This is a genomic window from Corynebacterium sp. CNCTC7651 (assembly GCF_021496665.1).
Taxonomy (GTDB): Bacteria; Actinomycetota; Actinomycetes; order Mycobacteriales; family Mycobacteriaceae; genus Corynebacterium.
On sequence record NZ_CP071246.1, the window covers coordinates 558,780 to 573,427 of the forward strand.

At 65.4% G+C, this 14,648-nt stretch carries 13 protein-coding genes; 8 read left to right on the forward strand and 5 right to left on the reverse strand.

Features of this window, described 5'->3' with window-relative positions:
• Positions 1-36: 36 nt before the first annotated feature.
• Entirely contained in the window at positions 37-4,746 is a 4,710-nt protein-coding gene (locus JZY91_RS02750) for an ATP-dependent helicase (protein ID WP_234948452.1), read from the forward strand.
• A gap of 28 nt (positions 4,747-4,774) precedes the next feature.
• Here JZY91_RS02750 and JZY91_RS02755 read toward each other — a convergent pair whose 3' ends face one another.
• Complete coding sequence (locus tag JZY91_RS02755) at positions 4,775-5,314, reverse strand: DUF488 family protein (protein ID WP_234948453.1); 540 nt, start codon at positions 5,312-5,314, stop codon at positions 4,775-4,777.
• 84 nt (positions 5,315-5,398) lie between these two features.
• Between JZY91_RS02755 and JZY91_RS02760 the strand changes: the two genes are divergently transcribed.
• From JZY91_RS02760 to JZY91_RS02780, 5 genes are all read left to right on the forward strand, one after another.
• A complete protein-coding gene (locus tag JZY91_RS02760; RefSeq protein WP_234948454.1) occupies positions 5,399-5,665 on the forward strand; it encodes a CopG family transcriptional regulator in 267 nt (88 codons plus the stop codon).
• Positions 5,655-6,083 carry a TA system VapC family ribonuclease toxin gene (locus tag JZY91_RS02765; RefSeq protein ID WP_234948455.1) on the forward strand — a complete coding sequence of 143 codons (429 nt, stop codon included), beginning with the start codon at positions 5,655-5,657 and terminating at the stop codon, positions 6,081-6,083. The genes JZY91_RS02760 and JZY91_RS02765 overlap by 11 nt, the downstream gene beginning before the upstream one ends.
• A gap of 23 nt (positions 6,084-6,106) precedes the next feature.
• Entirely contained in the window at positions 6,107-6,922 is an 816-nt protein-coding gene (locus tag JZY91_RS02770; RefSeq protein WP_234948456.1) for a DNA-formamidopyrimidine glycosylase family protein, read from the forward strand.
• Between the two features lie 75 nt (positions 6,923-6,997).
• Positions 6,998-7,258 (forward strand): antitoxin, encoded by a 261-nt coding sequence (locus JZY91_RS02775; protein WP_234948457.1) that lies wholly within the window; start codon positions 6,998-7,000, stop codon positions 7,256-7,258.
• 5 nt (positions 7,259-7,263) lie between these two features.
• Positions 7,264-7,662 (forward strand): type II toxin-antitoxin system VapC family toxin, encoded by a 399-nt coding sequence (locus tag JZY91_RS02780; RefSeq protein WP_234948458.1) that lies wholly within the window; start codon positions 7,264-7,266, stop codon positions 7,660-7,662.
• An 18-nt stretch (positions 7,663-7,680) separates the two neighbouring features.
• Here JZY91_RS02780 and JZY91_RS02785 read toward each other — a convergent pair whose 3' ends face one another.
• From JZY91_RS02785 to pgi, 3 genes are read right to left on the reverse strand one after another with little or no spacing between them, the layout of a single operon-like run.
• Positions 7,681-8,304: a DedA family protein gene (locus JZY91_RS02785; protein WP_234948459.1), complete on the reverse strand. Its 624-nt coding sequence runs from the start codon at positions 8,302-8,304 to the stop codon at positions 7,681-7,683.
• A gap of 16 nt (positions 8,305-8,320) precedes the next feature.
• The gene (locus JZY91_RS02790) at positions 8,321-9,808 is read right to left on the reverse strand and encodes a glutamate-cysteine ligase family protein (RefSeq protein ID WP_234948460.1); all 1,488 of its coding nucleotides are present in this window, start codon (positions 9,806-9,808) and stop codon (positions 8,321-8,323) included.
• A gap of 11 nt (positions 9,809-9,819) precedes the next feature.
• Positions 9,820-11,457, reverse strand: a complete 1,638-nt coding sequence (pgi, locus tag JZY91_RS02795; RefSeq protein ID WP_234948461.1) for a glucose-6-phosphate isomerase — start codon at positions 11,455-11,457, stop codon at positions 9,820-9,822.
• Positions 11,458-11,555: 98 nt separating this feature from the next.
• Between pgi and JZY91_RS02800 the strand changes: the two genes are divergently transcribed.
• Positions 11,556-11,927: an antibiotic biosynthesis monooxygenase gene (locus JZY91_RS02800; protein WP_234948462.1), complete on the forward strand. Its 372-nt coding sequence runs from the start codon at positions 11,556-11,558 to the stop codon at positions 11,925-11,927.
• A gap of 11 nt (positions 11,928-11,938) precedes the next feature.
• Here JZY91_RS02800 and JZY91_RS02805 read toward each other — a convergent pair whose 3' ends face one another.
• Positions 11,939-12,244 (reverse strand): chorismate mutase, encoded by a 306-nt coding sequence (locus tag JZY91_RS02805; protein ID WP_234948463.1) that lies wholly within the window; start codon positions 12,242-12,244, stop codon positions 11,939-11,941.
• 72 nt (positions 12,245-12,316) lie between these two features.
• Between JZY91_RS02805 and pcrA the strand changes: the two genes are divergently transcribed.
• Positions 12,317-14,641 carry a DNA helicase PcrA gene (gene pcrA, locus JZY91_RS02810; protein ID WP_234948464.1) on the forward strand — a complete coding sequence of 775 codons (2,325 nt, stop codon included), beginning with the start codon at positions 12,317-12,319 and terminating at the stop codon, positions 14,639-14,641.
• The last annotated feature ends 7 nt before the right edge of the window (positions 14,642-14,648 follow it).

Here is a 14,648-nt window from a genome sequence, read left to right on the forward strand (position 1 = left end):
ATGGGCACCAATTCTCCGCGCGGTACCATCGCACCCATGTCCGAAAATGTCCTCGATCGCTTCCACCCCCAGGTGGCAACCTGGTTCGAGGAGGTTTTTGCTGCGCCCACCGCGGTGCAGGCCGAGGCGTGGCGCGCGATTTCCGATGGCGAGAATTCCCTCGTCGTCGCCCCCACCGGCTCCGGCAAAACACTCGCCGCCTTCCTGTGGTCCCTCAACTCCCTCGTCGAGCGCGCAGGGCAGCAGGCCCTGCCTATCGACGGCGCCCAACGTTCCACGCACGGCGGCGTCCGCGTCCTCTATATCTCCCCGCTGAAAGCCCTCGGCGTGGACGTGGAGAACAACCTGCGCGCGCCGCTCCAGGGCATCGCGCGCGTGGCGCAGCGCATGGGCCGCGAAATGCCGGACATCTCCGTTGGCGTGCGCTCCGGCGACACCCCGCAGGTGGAGCGCAACCGCCAGCTGCGCAAACCGCCGGACATCTTGATCACCACCCCGGAATCGCTCTACCTCATGCTCACGTCCAAGGCAGCGGCGATCCTGCAGTCCGTGGACACCGTGATCATCGACGAAATCCACGCCCTCGCCGGCACCAAGCGCGGCGTGCACCTCGCGCTCTCCCTCGAGCGCCTGGCCAGGCTCGCCGGGAACTTCCAGCGCATCGGCCTCTCCGCCACCGTGCGCCCCATCGAAACGGTGGCCAACTTCCTGGGCCCGCGCACCACCATCATCAACCCGCCTGCGGAAAAGCGCTGGGAGCTTGTGGTGCGCGTGCCGGTGGAGGACATGAGCGATCTCCCCGTCCCCGAGGAGGGCTCCACCATCGGGGAGGCGATTATCGACGATCGTTTGCTGCTTGACGACGACGACTTTTCCGGCGCGAAAGAGGCGGAGCCTCTCGCGCCGGGAGCGTCGAAAAGCATCTGGCCCCACATCGAGCAGGCGGTGTACGAGGAGGTGATGGCGCACCGCTCCACCATCGTGTTCGTGAACTCGCGCCGCACCGCCGAGCGCCTGACCAGCCAGATCAACGAGCTGTGGGCGAAGGAGCACGACCCGGAGGCGCTGAGCGCACCCACGCGGCGCCCGCCCGCGCAGCTGATGAAGTCAGTGGATACCGCCGGCCATGCTGCGCCCGTGATCGCCCGTGCCCACCACGGCTCCGTGTCCAAGGATGAGCGCCTGCTCACCGAGACGATGCTGAAGGAGGGCTCGCTGAGAGCGGTGATTTCCACGAGCTCCTTGGAACTGGGCATCGACATGGGGGCGGTGGACCTGGTGATTCAGGTGGAGTCCCCGCCGAGCGTGGCCTCCGGCCTGCAGCGGGTGGGCCGCGCCGGGCACGCGGTGGGGGCGATCTCGGAAGGCTCGTTCTACCCGAAGCACCGCTCCGACCTGGTGCAAACGGCGGTGACGGTGCCGCGCATGCGCCAGGGGCTCATTGAGGAGCTCAAACCCCCGAAGAATCCGCTGGACGTGCTGGCGCAGCAGACAGTCGCCGCGATCGCCTTCGAGGACATCGAGGTGGACGACTGGTTTGAGACCGTCACCCGCGCCTGGCCCTACCGCGACCTCCCGCGCGAGGTGTTCGACGCCGTAATCGACCTGGTCACCGGCGTGTACCCGTCCACCGACTTCGCGGAGCTGAAACCCCGCGCGATCCTGGAGGGCACCACGTTGAAAGCCCGTCCCGGCGCGCAGCGCGTGGCCGTGACCAACGCGGGCACCATCCCGGACCGCGGCATGTTCGGCGTGTTCCTCGTGGGCTCGGATGCGGAGGGCGGCGTGCCCCGCCGCGTGGGCGAGCTGGACGAGGAAATGGTGTACGAATCCCGCGTCGGCGACGTATTCACCCTCGGCGCGTCCAGCTGGCGCATCGAGAACATCACGCGTGACCAGGTGCAGGTCTCACCCGCGCCGGGCCACACGGGCCGCCTGCCGTTCTGGACGGGCGATTCGCTCGGCCGCCCGTATGAACTCGGTAAGGCTCTTGGGGCGTTTCGTCGTGAAGCAAAAAGCGGCGAGGGCATCGACCCCTCGCTGGATGAGAAAGCCCGCAACAACCTGGTGCAGTACCTCGCGGAGCAGGAGGAGGCCACCGGCATTCTGCCGGACGACACGACGTTGGTGCTCGAGCGCTTCACCGACGAGCTGGGGGATTGGCGCGTAGTGCTGCACACCCCCTTCGGCAAAGGGGTCAACGCCGCGTGGGCGCTGGCCACCGGGTGGCGCGTGTCGCAAGAGACCGGCATGGACGCTCAGGCTGTGGCGGGCGACGACGGCATCGTCCTGCGCCTCCCGCAGGGGGAGAAGGAGCCGGACGGTTCGCTCTTCCAATTCGACGCGGACGAGATCGCGGACATCGTGACCGAGCAGGTGGGCAACTCCGCGCTGTTCGCCTCGCGCTTCCGCGAGTGCGCCGCGCGTGCGCTCCTGCTCCCGCGCAAGAACCCCGGCAAGCGCGCACCCTTGTGGCAGCAGCGGCAGCGCGCCGAGCAGCTTCTCGACGTCGCCCGCAACTACCCCTCGTTCCCCATCATCTTGGAGACGGTCCGCGAGTGCCTCCAAGACGTCTACGATCTGCCAGCGCTGCAGGACGTGATGCGGCAGCTGAACACGCGCCGCATCCGCGTCGCCGAGGTGACCACGGATACGCCGAGCCCCTTCGCGTCATCGTTGCTGTTCAACTACACCGGCGCGTTCATGTACGAGGGCGACACGCCCCTCGCGGAAAAGCGCGCCGCGGCGCTTGCCCTGGACCCTTCGCTGCTGGCCAAGCTCCTGGGCACAGTGGAGCTCAGAGAGCTTCTCGACGCCGACGTGATCAACGAGGTTGACCGCAACCTGCGCCGCGTTGGCCGCGCCGAAACGTCGGAGCAATTCGCGGACACGCTGCGCATCGTGGGGCCCGTGCCTGTCGACGAATTGTCCGAGTACACCGCCGTACCGCTGAACACGCTGGAACAGACCTTGGGGCCGGCGCGCATGATGCTGGTGCGCATCGGCGGGCGCGAGCACGTTGCCCAGGTGCTGGACGCGGCGCTGTTGCGCGACGCGCTCGGCGTGCCCATCCCGCCAGGTGTGCCGGCGCAGGTGGCGACCATCCCGGACGCGCTGGCCCAGCTGGTGGGCCGATGGGTGCGCACCCGCGGGCCGTTCACGCTGCGCGACTTGGCGGACGCGTTCGGCCTGGCGGTAGGTGCCGCCTATTCCGCGCTGCAACCCCTTATAGATAAGGACAAGGTTGTCGAAGGCCGTTTTCGCCAGGGCATCGACGAGCAGGAATACGTGGCCGCCGAGGTGCTGCGCACCATCCGCACGCGATCCCTGGCGGCGGCGCGGGCGCAGGCGCGCCCAGTGTCCCAGTCCGCCTTTGGCCGCTTCCTGCCCGCGTGGGCGAACGTCGCGCCCGCCGGCGTGACCCCGGCGCTGCGCGGCGCGGACGGCGTGTACTCCGTGCTGGAGCAGCTCGCCGGCGTGCGGTTGCCGGCCAGCGCGTGGGAGTCCCACATCCTGCCCTCCCGGGTGGGCGACTACCAGCCGGAGATGCTGGATGAGCTGACCTCCGGCGGGGAGATCGCCATTGTCGGCGCGGGCAAAGCGGGCGCGCGTGATCCGTGGATCATGTTGCTGCCCACCGACTACGCGGCCCAGCTCATGCCGCAGATCGACCCGCCGGTGCTGTCGCTGACCCAGCAGCAGGTGCTGGACACCATCGGCCGCGGCGGCGGGTACCTGTTCACGGACCTGTTGGCCGCCGTCGGCGGGGTGCACAGCGCCACGACGGAGGAGCTCCGCGAGGCGATGTGGGACCTTGTGGAGGCCGGGTTCCTCGCGCCCGACTCGTTTGCCCCGATCCGCGCAAGGCTTGCGGGCGGGAAGACGGCGCATAGGGCGAAGCGGCGGCCGTCGCGAAGCAGGGTGCGCTCGGGACGCACCTCCTTTGCCAACCTCACGCCGCCGGACATGGCCGGGCGCTGGGCAGCGACGCCGGCGCCGGACGCGGACGCGACGCGGCGTTCGCTCGCGTTCGGCGAGGCGTGGCTGGACCGCTACGGTGTGGTCACCCGCGGCAGCATCGTCGCGGAGGATGTGCTGGGCGGCTTCGCGCTGGCGTACAAAACGCTGTCCGGGTTCGAGGAAAGCGGCAAGGCCATGCGCGGCTACCTCATCGAGGGTCTCGGCGCGTCCCAGTTTTCCACCCCGGCGACGATTGACCGGCTGCGCGGCTACCAGGATTCCGATGACGTGGTGGGCTGGCCATCCGGCGCCCGGGAGCCGCAGGTTTACGTGCTCGCTGCGACGGATCCCGCCAACCCTTACGGCGCCGCACTGCCGTGGCCGGAACAGGGCCCGACCCGCTCCGCGGGCGCGATGGTGGTGCTGGTCGACGGCCTCTTGGCCGCGCACATCACCCGCGGTGGCAAGACCATGACGACGTTTTTCGACCACTTCCCCGACGGGGTAGGTGATCCGCTGCCGCTGGTGGTGCACGCGCTTGACGACGCCGTGAGGCGCGGCCGCATGTCTCCATTGAGCGTCGAAAAGCTCAACGGGGGAGCAGCGTTCAGCCTTCGCGAGGTTGGGGCGACGGTGACCCACAAGGGCGCGCGCATCGGTGGGAAGGTGCATGCGGCACCGAAGCGGCGGGGCAGGAGCGTGGCCGAGGCGTTGGAAGAGATGGGGGAGCTAGATACCCGGCTCCCGGCTGCGAACGAAGAGGAGGTGCTCAGCTTCGACGACTAGGCTATGGCCCGAATCTCAGTGGTGACCCCTACTGCGCCGGGTAGCGCACGAGGAGGTCGTCGCCGATCACGGCGCCGTCGTTAAGCTTTGCTGCGCTTAGGGCCGCACCGTTGGCCTTCAACCCCATGATGTGCTCGACGTCATCGCGGTGAGCGAGTAGGTGGTCGGCGATGATGCGACGGTGGCAGCGCCACCACACTGCCTCGGAGCACATGATCGCGGTTGGGGTCTCAGCGGCGTGATGGCGTAGCTCCGCCAGCGCGTCGGCGAACTCCTGTCCAAGAGCGTGGTCGGCGTAGTTGTGGAAGCTGCGGTTTTGCCAGTTGGCGTTGACCTCGAAGGGGACGGTCTTGGACACGTTGCGCCGCCCAGCCAAGCCCGGGTTCTTGCCGTATGCGATGCCGCGCTCGGGTAGGTGCTCAGCGAGGGAGTCGTCGTTGAACCAGGGGTACTTCTTCGAGCCGGTGAGTTTGCGCACGTCGATGATCGACTGCACCCCGGCCGCCTCGAGCATTCGGATGAACTCGTCGAGCTCGAGGTTGGAGTGGCCGACCGTGAATATACGCATGCGGGCTACAGTACTCGGGCATACCAGTGGCATCAGTGATGCAAACCTATTGAGTCAGATGAACCGTCGTCGTAGTATCGGGGTATGAGCTCTCCAACCAACAATCGGGTCCGCACCACGGTGAGTCTGAACCGCGAAGTTGCGGCGGCAGCGCGCCGACTCCAGGAAGAGAAGAACATCTCTATGTCGGAAGCCGTGAATGAGCTAGCTTCAGCTGGGCTTCGCCGCTCTACAGTGTCGACGAAACGGATTGAACTTCCGGATTTCAGTTACGCCCCGCGGATCGATATCACCAATATCGGTGAAGTGTTGGGCATGCTCGAAGAGGAAGAATGGCTCAATGATCGTTGACGCGAACGTTCTGATCTACGCCTTAGGTGAGCCGTCCCCGCACAAATCAAAGGCAAGACAGTGGCTAGAGAGCGCGTTGAATGGTTCTCAGAGGGTTGGTATTCCTTGGGCTTCATTGCTCGCATTTCAACGGATCACCACTAATCCGCGCATAATGAAGCGGCAACTTTCTGTGGGGCAAGCCTGGAGTGTCGTGACGATGCTGCTCGACGCTGAGCCGGTATGGGTGCCTGAGCCGGGCCCTCGTCACTCCGAAATACTAGGGCGTTTACTTGTCGATTCTGCGGCTACCGGGAATCTGGTTACTGACGCTCACATCGCAGCCCTAGCAATCGAGTACGGCACTCCGGTGTGTTCGTTCGATAGCGACTTCGCCCGCTTTCCCGAGGTCACGTGGTTCAATCCCGCGAGGGATTAGGAAGTCCAACTACACTCCCACCCATGCCTGAAGGCGATTCGGTTTACCAGCTCTCCAAGCGTCTGCAGTTCATGGCGGGGCGGGAGGTCACGCATACGTCGCTACGTGCGCCCCGCTACGCGACGGTGGACTTCACCGGCATGGTGTGCGAGGAGGTGTGGCCGTACGGCAAGCACCTGTTCATGCTGTTCGCTGCGGGCGGGCACGAGCCGCAAGTGCTGCACACGCACCTGAAGATGGAGGGCACGTGGGCGATGCACCGCGTCGGCACGCGTTGGCGCAAGCCGGGCTACACGGCGCGGGTGGTCTTAAGGCTTGCCGACGAACCCAAGGCTGACATCGAGCTGGTGGGGCACGAGCTTGGCCTGGTCGAGGTATTCCCGGCCCGCGAGTTCGACGAGCGGATGGGCTACCTCGGCCCGGACCTGCTGGCGGAGGAGTTCGACTTCGGGGAGGCGAAACGACGCATCCTTGAGGACCCGGAGCGTGAAATCGGTAGGGCGCTGCTGGACCAGTACCGCCTAGCCGGCATCGGCAACGAGTACCGCGCGGAGATCTGCTTCCTCGGTGGTGTGCATCCGAGGGAGAAGGTGGGGAACGCGGACGTCGATAAGCTTTTGCTCATCGCGCGGCGCCTGATGTGGGCGAACAAGGACGAGCCTGTGCGGGTGAGCACCGGTGTGAAGCGCGCGGGGGAGACCAGCTACGTGTTCGGGCGCAACAACAAGCCGTGCCGGCGGTGCACCACGCTGATCAAGAAGGATCTCCTGGGCGGGGAGGGGGACTTGGAGCGGGTTATCTGGTGGTGCCCGCGGTGCCAGCCGGAGCCTGCGAGCTAGGGAGCAAATCTTGCGCCTACGCAAAACTCCCCGTATATCCTTTGGTATATACCCGTTGGATTAGGAGGAGCCGTTGTGAGCAAAACAGTCGCTGCAGTGTTTAAATCCGGTAACAGTCAAGCCGTGCGAATTCCGGTATCGCATCGACTTGACACCGACAAGGTGGAAATTGAACGTGTCCCGGAAGGTATCTTGCTGCGCCCAATTGAAGCAACAATCGGGGATGCTGTAGCAAGGTTGCGCGAATACCAGCTGGCAGAGGGGATCGGGGGCGGCTTGATCGAGGAACTTGAGGAGCTGCCCACCGAGTCGCTGCCAAGCTTCGACGAAAACTGAACGAGATGCGCTACCTCTTTGACACCAATGTGTGGATAGACCTCGAAAGAGGTAGGAACGCTGGACTTGTGCAGCGGGCCTCAGCATGCAGCCGCGCCGAAGTGGCACTTTCGACCATCGTGTTGGGAGAGCTTTTGGGAGGGGCGCAACGTTCAGCAGACCCCGTTCGTGCTTATCGCTCGATAGAAACGCTAGTGACAGGCATCAAACCGGTTGGTGTCGATGAAGATGTCGCGCTTGCTTACGGCCATCTTCGCGCCCACCTGGAAGGCCAAGGGCTAATTATCGGGCCAAACGATCTTTGGATCGCAGCCCAAGCGCTGCGCTATGAGCTAGTTCTAGTCACCGCGAACGAGGCCGAGTTCAATCGAGTCCCATCGTTAGTAGTGGAGAATTGGAGGTAGCGTTCTCATTCATAGCGCCTACGCCTTCGCGCCTCGCTCCTTCACAGCGCGGCGGATGAAGAACACCAGGAAGCCGAGGATGATCAGCCCGAGGATCGCGTAGATCACGTTGGAGTAGGTGTCCACGTAGCCGGTGGCGGCCTCCCAGTTATCGCCGAGCAGGTAGCCCAGGTAGATCAGGATGGCGTTCCAGATGCCGGAGCCCAACGTGGTCCACAGGCCGAAGGTGATCAGGTTCATCCGGTCCAGGCCGGCGGGGATGGAGATCAGGGAGCGCACGCCCGGGATCAGGCGGCCGAAGAAGATGCTGGGCTTGCCGTACTTGTTGAAGAAGTTCATCGCGGCATCCACGTCGGACGCCTTGACCAGCCACATCCAGTCCGCGATCTTGCGCAGCCGCTCGAGCCCCAGCCACGCGCCAACGCCGTAGAGGATGTACGCGCCGATCACAGAGCCAGCGACGGACCAGATGAAGACGGCCAGCCAGTTCAGCGACCCCTGGGCGACGGTGAAGCCGGCCAGCGGCAGCACCACCTCTGACGGGATGGGCGGAAAGAGGTTCTCCAGCAGGATGGCGATGCCGACGCCCGGGGCGCCGAGCAACTCCATCAGGCCAACAATCCAGTCAATAATCCCTTGCACAACCGGCTATTGTGCCCTACTCAACCTCCAGCGACCAAGTGTGCACCGGCGCGCCGCCCTGCTGATTCTTCAGGTACTGGCGGGTGACGCGGGCCAATGCTTCTCGACGCTCCTTCGAATCCGGCCGCGACATCGGCGCCACCCGGTTGAGCGCGTCCAACTGCCACATCGCACCGTTCTGGCGGGTGCGCACGCGGCCTTCGATGATGCCCAGGTACTCCTCGCGGCAGTCATCGGCCACGTTGAGGGCGCGCAGCCCCTTGTGCGCCAAGGGGAGCAGGTGCTCGCCGACGAGTTCGGTCACCGGGATGGAGCCGAGCGTGGGCCACTCCAGGTTGGCGGTGAGCCCGTGGCGCGCACCCTGGCGGAAGTTCTCCCGCGCATCATCGAAATTCAGGCGGGACCAGACGGGACGGGTCTGGTCCGCCAAGGTTTTCACGCAGCCGAAGTAGAAGGCCGCGTCCGCGATGATGTCCTTCACCGTCGGGCCGGCGGGCAGGATGCGGTTTTCAACGCGGATGTGGGAGAGCTCCCCGTTCGGATCATAAATCGGGCGGTTCCACCGCCAAATCGTGCCGTTCTGCAGGTTGAGGTAGTGCAGGCCGGGGTTGTCGCCCAGCATCTCCGGCTTGCCGGCCTCCGCGCGGCCCTCCGGCAGCAGCGGGGAGAAGTAGCGCACGTTTTCCTCGAACAGGTCGAAGACGGAGGTGATCCACCGCTCCCCGAACCACACGCGCGGGCGGACACCCTGGTTGATCAGCTCCTTCGTGCGCGTATCCACCGCCTGCTTGAACACCGGGATGCGGGACTCGTGCCAAAGACGGTGACCCAGAAACAGCGGCGAGTTCGCGCTCAACGCCACCTGGGCACCAGCGATGGCCTGCGACGCATTCCAGGCGTTGGCGAACATGTTCGGCGCCACCTGCAGGTGCAGCTGCATCGAGGTGCAGGCGGATTCGGGCGAGATGCTGTCGAAATCGTGGTGGTAGTTCTCCTCCCGCCACAAGCTCATCTGCACCAGCTCGCCGCGGGATTCCATCACGGACTTGTTCAGGCCCGCGTAGCGGTTTTCCGGGGTCATCCAGTTCGGGTCCTCGAGGAACCTGGTGGACAAGGTCGGCAGGGTGCCGATCATTAGCGCGCTGGACCCAGCGTCGCGAGCGGCCCGGCGAACGTCGTCAAGCCTCTCCTGCAGCCCCGCCTCCAACTGCCGCAGACCGTCGCCGTGGATGTCAAGCGGCGGGTGGTTCAGCTCCACGTTGAACTGGCCCACCTCGGACTGGTACTCGTCGGGCAAGTTCGCAAGGACAGCCTGGTTGTTGGCGTGGGGCTGCATTGCATCGTCCACGAGGTTGAGCTCCAGCTCGAGCCCGATCGTGCCGTGGTCTACGAACTCCGCCTCCTGGAGATGGCGGTCGAAGGCCTCCAGCTCCTCCTCCAGCTGACGGCGGTACACCGTGCGCTGGCGGGGAGTGTACGACTGCGCAGAAACTTGCTCGCCCATGGGCGGAAATTTTAGCGGTTAGCGCGGTACCAGGCGATCAACGTGTCCGTGGAACCGTCGCCAGTTGCGGGCTCCTCCTTGCCGGCCACGGCCGCGGCGAGGTCGTTCGCCTGCTGCTTGCCCAGCTCCACGCCCCACTGGTCGAAGGAGTTGATGTCCCAGATCGCGCCCTCGGTGAACGTGATGTGCTCGTACAGCGCAATCAGCGCGCCAAGGGTACGCGGGGTGAGCTCCTCCGCCAGGATGGTGGTGGTGGGGCGGTTGCCCGGCATGACCTTGTGCGGGGCCAGCTCGTGCGCAACGCCCTCAGCCTCAATCTCCTCCTGGGTCTTGCCGAACGCCAGCACCTTGGTCTGCGCGAAGAAGTTGCCCATCAGCAGGTCGTGCATGCTGCCGGTGCCGTCCGCGGTGGGGAAGTCCTCCTTCGGCTTGGCAAAACCGATGAAGTCCGCTGGAATCAGGCTGGTGCCCTGGTGGATGAGCTGGAAGAACGCGTGCTGGCCGTTGGTGCCCGGCTCGCCCCAGAAGACCTCGCCCGTGTCGTACGTGACGCGGGTGCCGTCCTTGCACACGGACTTGCCGTTGGACTCCATGGTCAGCTGCTGCAGGTACGCCGGGAAGCGGGACAGATCCTCTGAGTAGGGGAGCACCGCGTGGGTCGCGGCACCCAGGAAGTTGCGGTACCAGACATTGAGCAGACCCATCAGCGCTGGCACGTTCTGCTCGAACGGTGCGGTGCGGAAGTGCTCATCCATCTCGTGGAAGCCCTCCAGCATGCGCATGAAGTCCATCGGCCCGATCACGGCCATCAGGCTCAGACCGATTGCGGAGTCCATGGAGTAGCGCCCGCCGACCCAGTCCCAGAAGCCGAACATGTTGACGGTGTCAATGCCGAACTCGGCCACCTTCTCCGCGTTCGTCGACACGGCCACGAAGTGCTTCGCAATCGCGGACTCGTCCCCGCCGAACTGCTCCAGCAGCCAGCGCTTCGCGGCGTGCGCGTTGGTCAGCGTCTCCTGGGTGGTGAAGGTCTTGGACGCGATGATGAACAGCGTCTCCTCCGCGTTGCAGCGGTCCAGCACCGCGGCCATGTCTGCCGGGTCCACATTGGAGACGAACTCCGCGGTGATGCCCGCGGTGGCGTACGCGCGCAGCGCCTTCGTGGCCATCGCCGGGCCGAGGTCGGAGCCGCCGATGCCGATGTTCACAACCTTCTTAATGGTGTGGCCAGTGTGGCCCTGCCACTCGCCGGAGCGCAGCGCAGACGCGAAATCGCGCATGCGGCCCAGTACCTCGTGCACGTCCGCCGCGATGTCCTGGCCGTCCACCTCGAGGTTCTTCTCAGCGGGGATGCGCAGCGCGGTGTGCAGCACGGCGCGGTCCTCGGTGTTGTTGATGTGCTCGCCGCCGAACATCGCGTCGATCTTGCTGCGCAGGCCGGTCTCCTCCGCGAGCTGGAGCAATTGCTTGACGACGTCCGCGTCCACCAAATTCTTCGACAGATCCACGTGGAGGCCAGCAGCGTCGATGGTAAAGGTCTCGGCGCGGTGCTCATCCGCCGCGAAGAGGTCGCGCAGCGTGGTCTTGGCTTTCTCCGCGCGCAGCTTCTCCAGGTTGCCCCATGCTTGGGTAGTGGTGATGTCGCCCATGGTGTCCGGTGTCCTCCGTGATCGCTGATTAGGGTTCTGACCACCACGGTAACCAAAAACCACCCGGCCGGCTGCGTGATCTATGCATAATGGCGGCCATGACAATTGTGAAGATCAACGCCATCACCGTCCCGGAAGGCGCCGGCGAGGAGCTGGAGCGCCGCTTCGCCGCCCGCAAGCACGCCATTGATGCGCAGCCGGGTTTCGAGGGCTTCCAGCTGCTGCGCCCGGTCAAGGGCGAGGAGCGCTACTTTGTGGTCACCCGCTGGGCCGACGAAGAGTCTTACAACGCCTGGTGGGAGGGCGAGGGCCGGTCAGGCCACGCAAAGTCCGGCGACACTGTGGAGGGCCACGGCCACGGCGGCGAGCACGGCCACGGCGGCGAGCACACCGGGGGCCGCGCGCCGGTCTCCGAGAAGGCGGAGCTGCTGGAGTTCGAGGTCGTCCTCGACTCCCTAGAGCAGGACTAGCGCAGGACTAGTTACCCCAGCTTCCCGCGGCCCAGGCGCAAGAGGATCTGGGCCAGGCCCGGGCCTTCCTCCCCGAGTTCGTCGCGGAACTGGTTGATAATTGCCACCTCGCGGGTGTGCACCAGTTTGGTGCCGCCCGAGCCCATGCGGGTTTTGCCGATGGCCTGGGAGATCTCGGTGCGGCGCTTCACCGCGTCGAGGATTGCGCGGTCCAACCGGTCGATCTCTTTGCGGTACTCCCGGATCTCCGCGTCCGACAAAGGATCGTCCGTGCCGGAGGGGGTGCGGATCTCGAAATCGCCCGTGGTCTCGCTCATGGGGGTTGATTATGCCACGTCAGTTCGAACGCCCGCGGGACGTGTGGGAGCCAATCTGTAGGGTTACAACACATGACAGATCTGACTTTGGGGCTTAATCCGCAACAGCAGGCCGCCGTGACGCACACGGGTGGCCCGCTGCTGATCGTGGCCGGCGCTGGGTCGGGCAAAACAGCGGTGCTGACCAGGCGCATCGCTCACCTTATGCAGGATCGAGGCGTGGCCCCGTGGCAGATTCTGGCCATCACGTTCACCAACAAGGCGGCCGCGGAGATGCGGGAGCGCGTGGCGGCGCTCGTCGGGGAGCAAGCGGAGCGCATGTGGGTGGCCACGTTCCACTCCGTGTGCGTGCGCATCCTGCGCCAGCAGGCGCAACTGGTGGAGGGGCTGAACACTAACTTCACCATCTACGACTCGGACGACTCCCGCCGCCTCCTGGGCATGATTGCCAAGGACTTCAACCTGGATCTGAAGAAGTTCACGCCCCGCACACTGGCCAACGCAATCTCCAACCTGAAGAATGAGCTGATCGGCCCGCAGGAGGCACTTGCCCAGGCGGAGCGCACGCACAACCCGTTCGAGACCACCGTGGCCAAGGTGTACGCGGAGTACCAGCGCCGTCTTCGCATGGCCAACTCGCTGGATTTCGACGACCTGATCGGCGAGGTCGTGCGCATTTTCAAGGAGCACCCGCAGGTCACGGAGTACTACCGCCGCCGTTTCCGCCACGTGCTGGTGGATGAGTATCAGGACACCAACCACGCGCAGTACGAGCTCATCCACACCCTTGTGGGCGACGGGCCGGACGCGCCGGAGCTGGCCGTGGTGGGCGATAGCGACCAGTCCATTTACGCCTTCCGCGGCGCGACGATCCGCAGCATCGAGGAGTTTGAGCGCGACTACCCGGATGCCACCACCATCGTGCTGGAGCAGAACTACCGCTCCACGCAGAACATCCTCAGCGCGGCGAATGCCGTGATCGCGCAGAACGCGGACCGCCGCCCCAAGAAGCTTTGGACGGACCACGGCGCGGGCGAGAAGATCGTGGGCTACGTGGCGGATAACGAGCATGATGAGGCCCGCTTTATTGCGTCGGAAATCGATGCCCTCTCGGACGCCGGTGTGCCGTACAGCGACATGGCCATCATGTACCGCACCAACAACGCCTCCCGCGCGATGGAGGACATCTTCATCCGCTCCGGCATCCCCTACAAGGTGGTCGGCGGCACGCGCTTCTATGAGCGCCGCGAGATCCGCGACATCGTCGCTTACCTCAAGGTCCTGGAGAACCCGGATGACACGGTGAGCCTGCGCCGCATCGTGAACGTGCCCAAACGCGCCATCGGGGACAAAGCGCAGGCCATGGTTGCGCTCCACGCGGACACCACCGGGGTGAGCTTTGGGCAGGCGCTTGTGGACGCCGCTTCGGGCAACGTCGACATGATTGCCTCGCGCGCACGCAACGCTATCAAAGGCTTCGTGGACATGATGCAGTCTTTGCGCGACGAAATCCCTGCAATGCGCAACGAGGTCACCGGCATGCCGGACCTGGGGCAACTTGTCGCGCGGGTACTGGAGGTCACCGGTTACAAGGCCGAACTGGAGGCGTCCAACGATCCGCAAGATGCCGCGCGGCTGGACAACCTCAACGAGCTTGTGTCGGTGGCCCGCGAATTCTCCTCGGAGGCTGCCAACCAGGTGGCGTACATGAGCCAGGAGGAGCTGGACGAGGTCATGCAGGAGGGCGAACCCGCGCCGGGCAGCTTGCAGGCGTTTTTGGAGAAGGTCTCGCTGGTGGCGGACGCGGACCAGCTGCCGGATAACACCCAGGGCGTGGTCACAATGATGACGCTGCACACGGCGAAGGGCCTGGAGTTTCCCACCGTGTTTGTCACGGGATGGGAGGACGGGCAGTTCCCGCACCTGCGGTCGCTGGGGGACCCGGCCGAGCTCGCGGAGGAACGTCGTCTGGCGTACGTGGGCATCACCCGCGCGAAGGAGCGGCTGTACCTCACCCGCGCAATGCTCCGAGCCTCCTGGGGCGCGCCGGTGACCAACCCGGCAAGCCGTTTCCTGGCGGAAGTGCCGGATGATCTGGTGGATTGGCGCCGCACCGCGCCGGAGCCCTCCATGACCTCAAGCGCGTGGGGTTCGCCCGCGCCGGTGCCGCAGCGCGCCATGCGCCCGCGTCGCGGACGGGGCCAGCAGAGCTCCGTGCCGGTGAACAAGGAACTCAACCTTGCACCGGGGGACCGGGTGAATCATGCCAAGTACGGCCTGGGCAAGGTGCTCACCGTGGAAGGCACTGGCGTGCGCGAGACCGTCACTGTGGATTTCGGTTCCTCCGGCACCGTGCGCCTCATGCTCATCGGCGGCGTGCCGATGGAGAAGCTCTAGCAGTTCG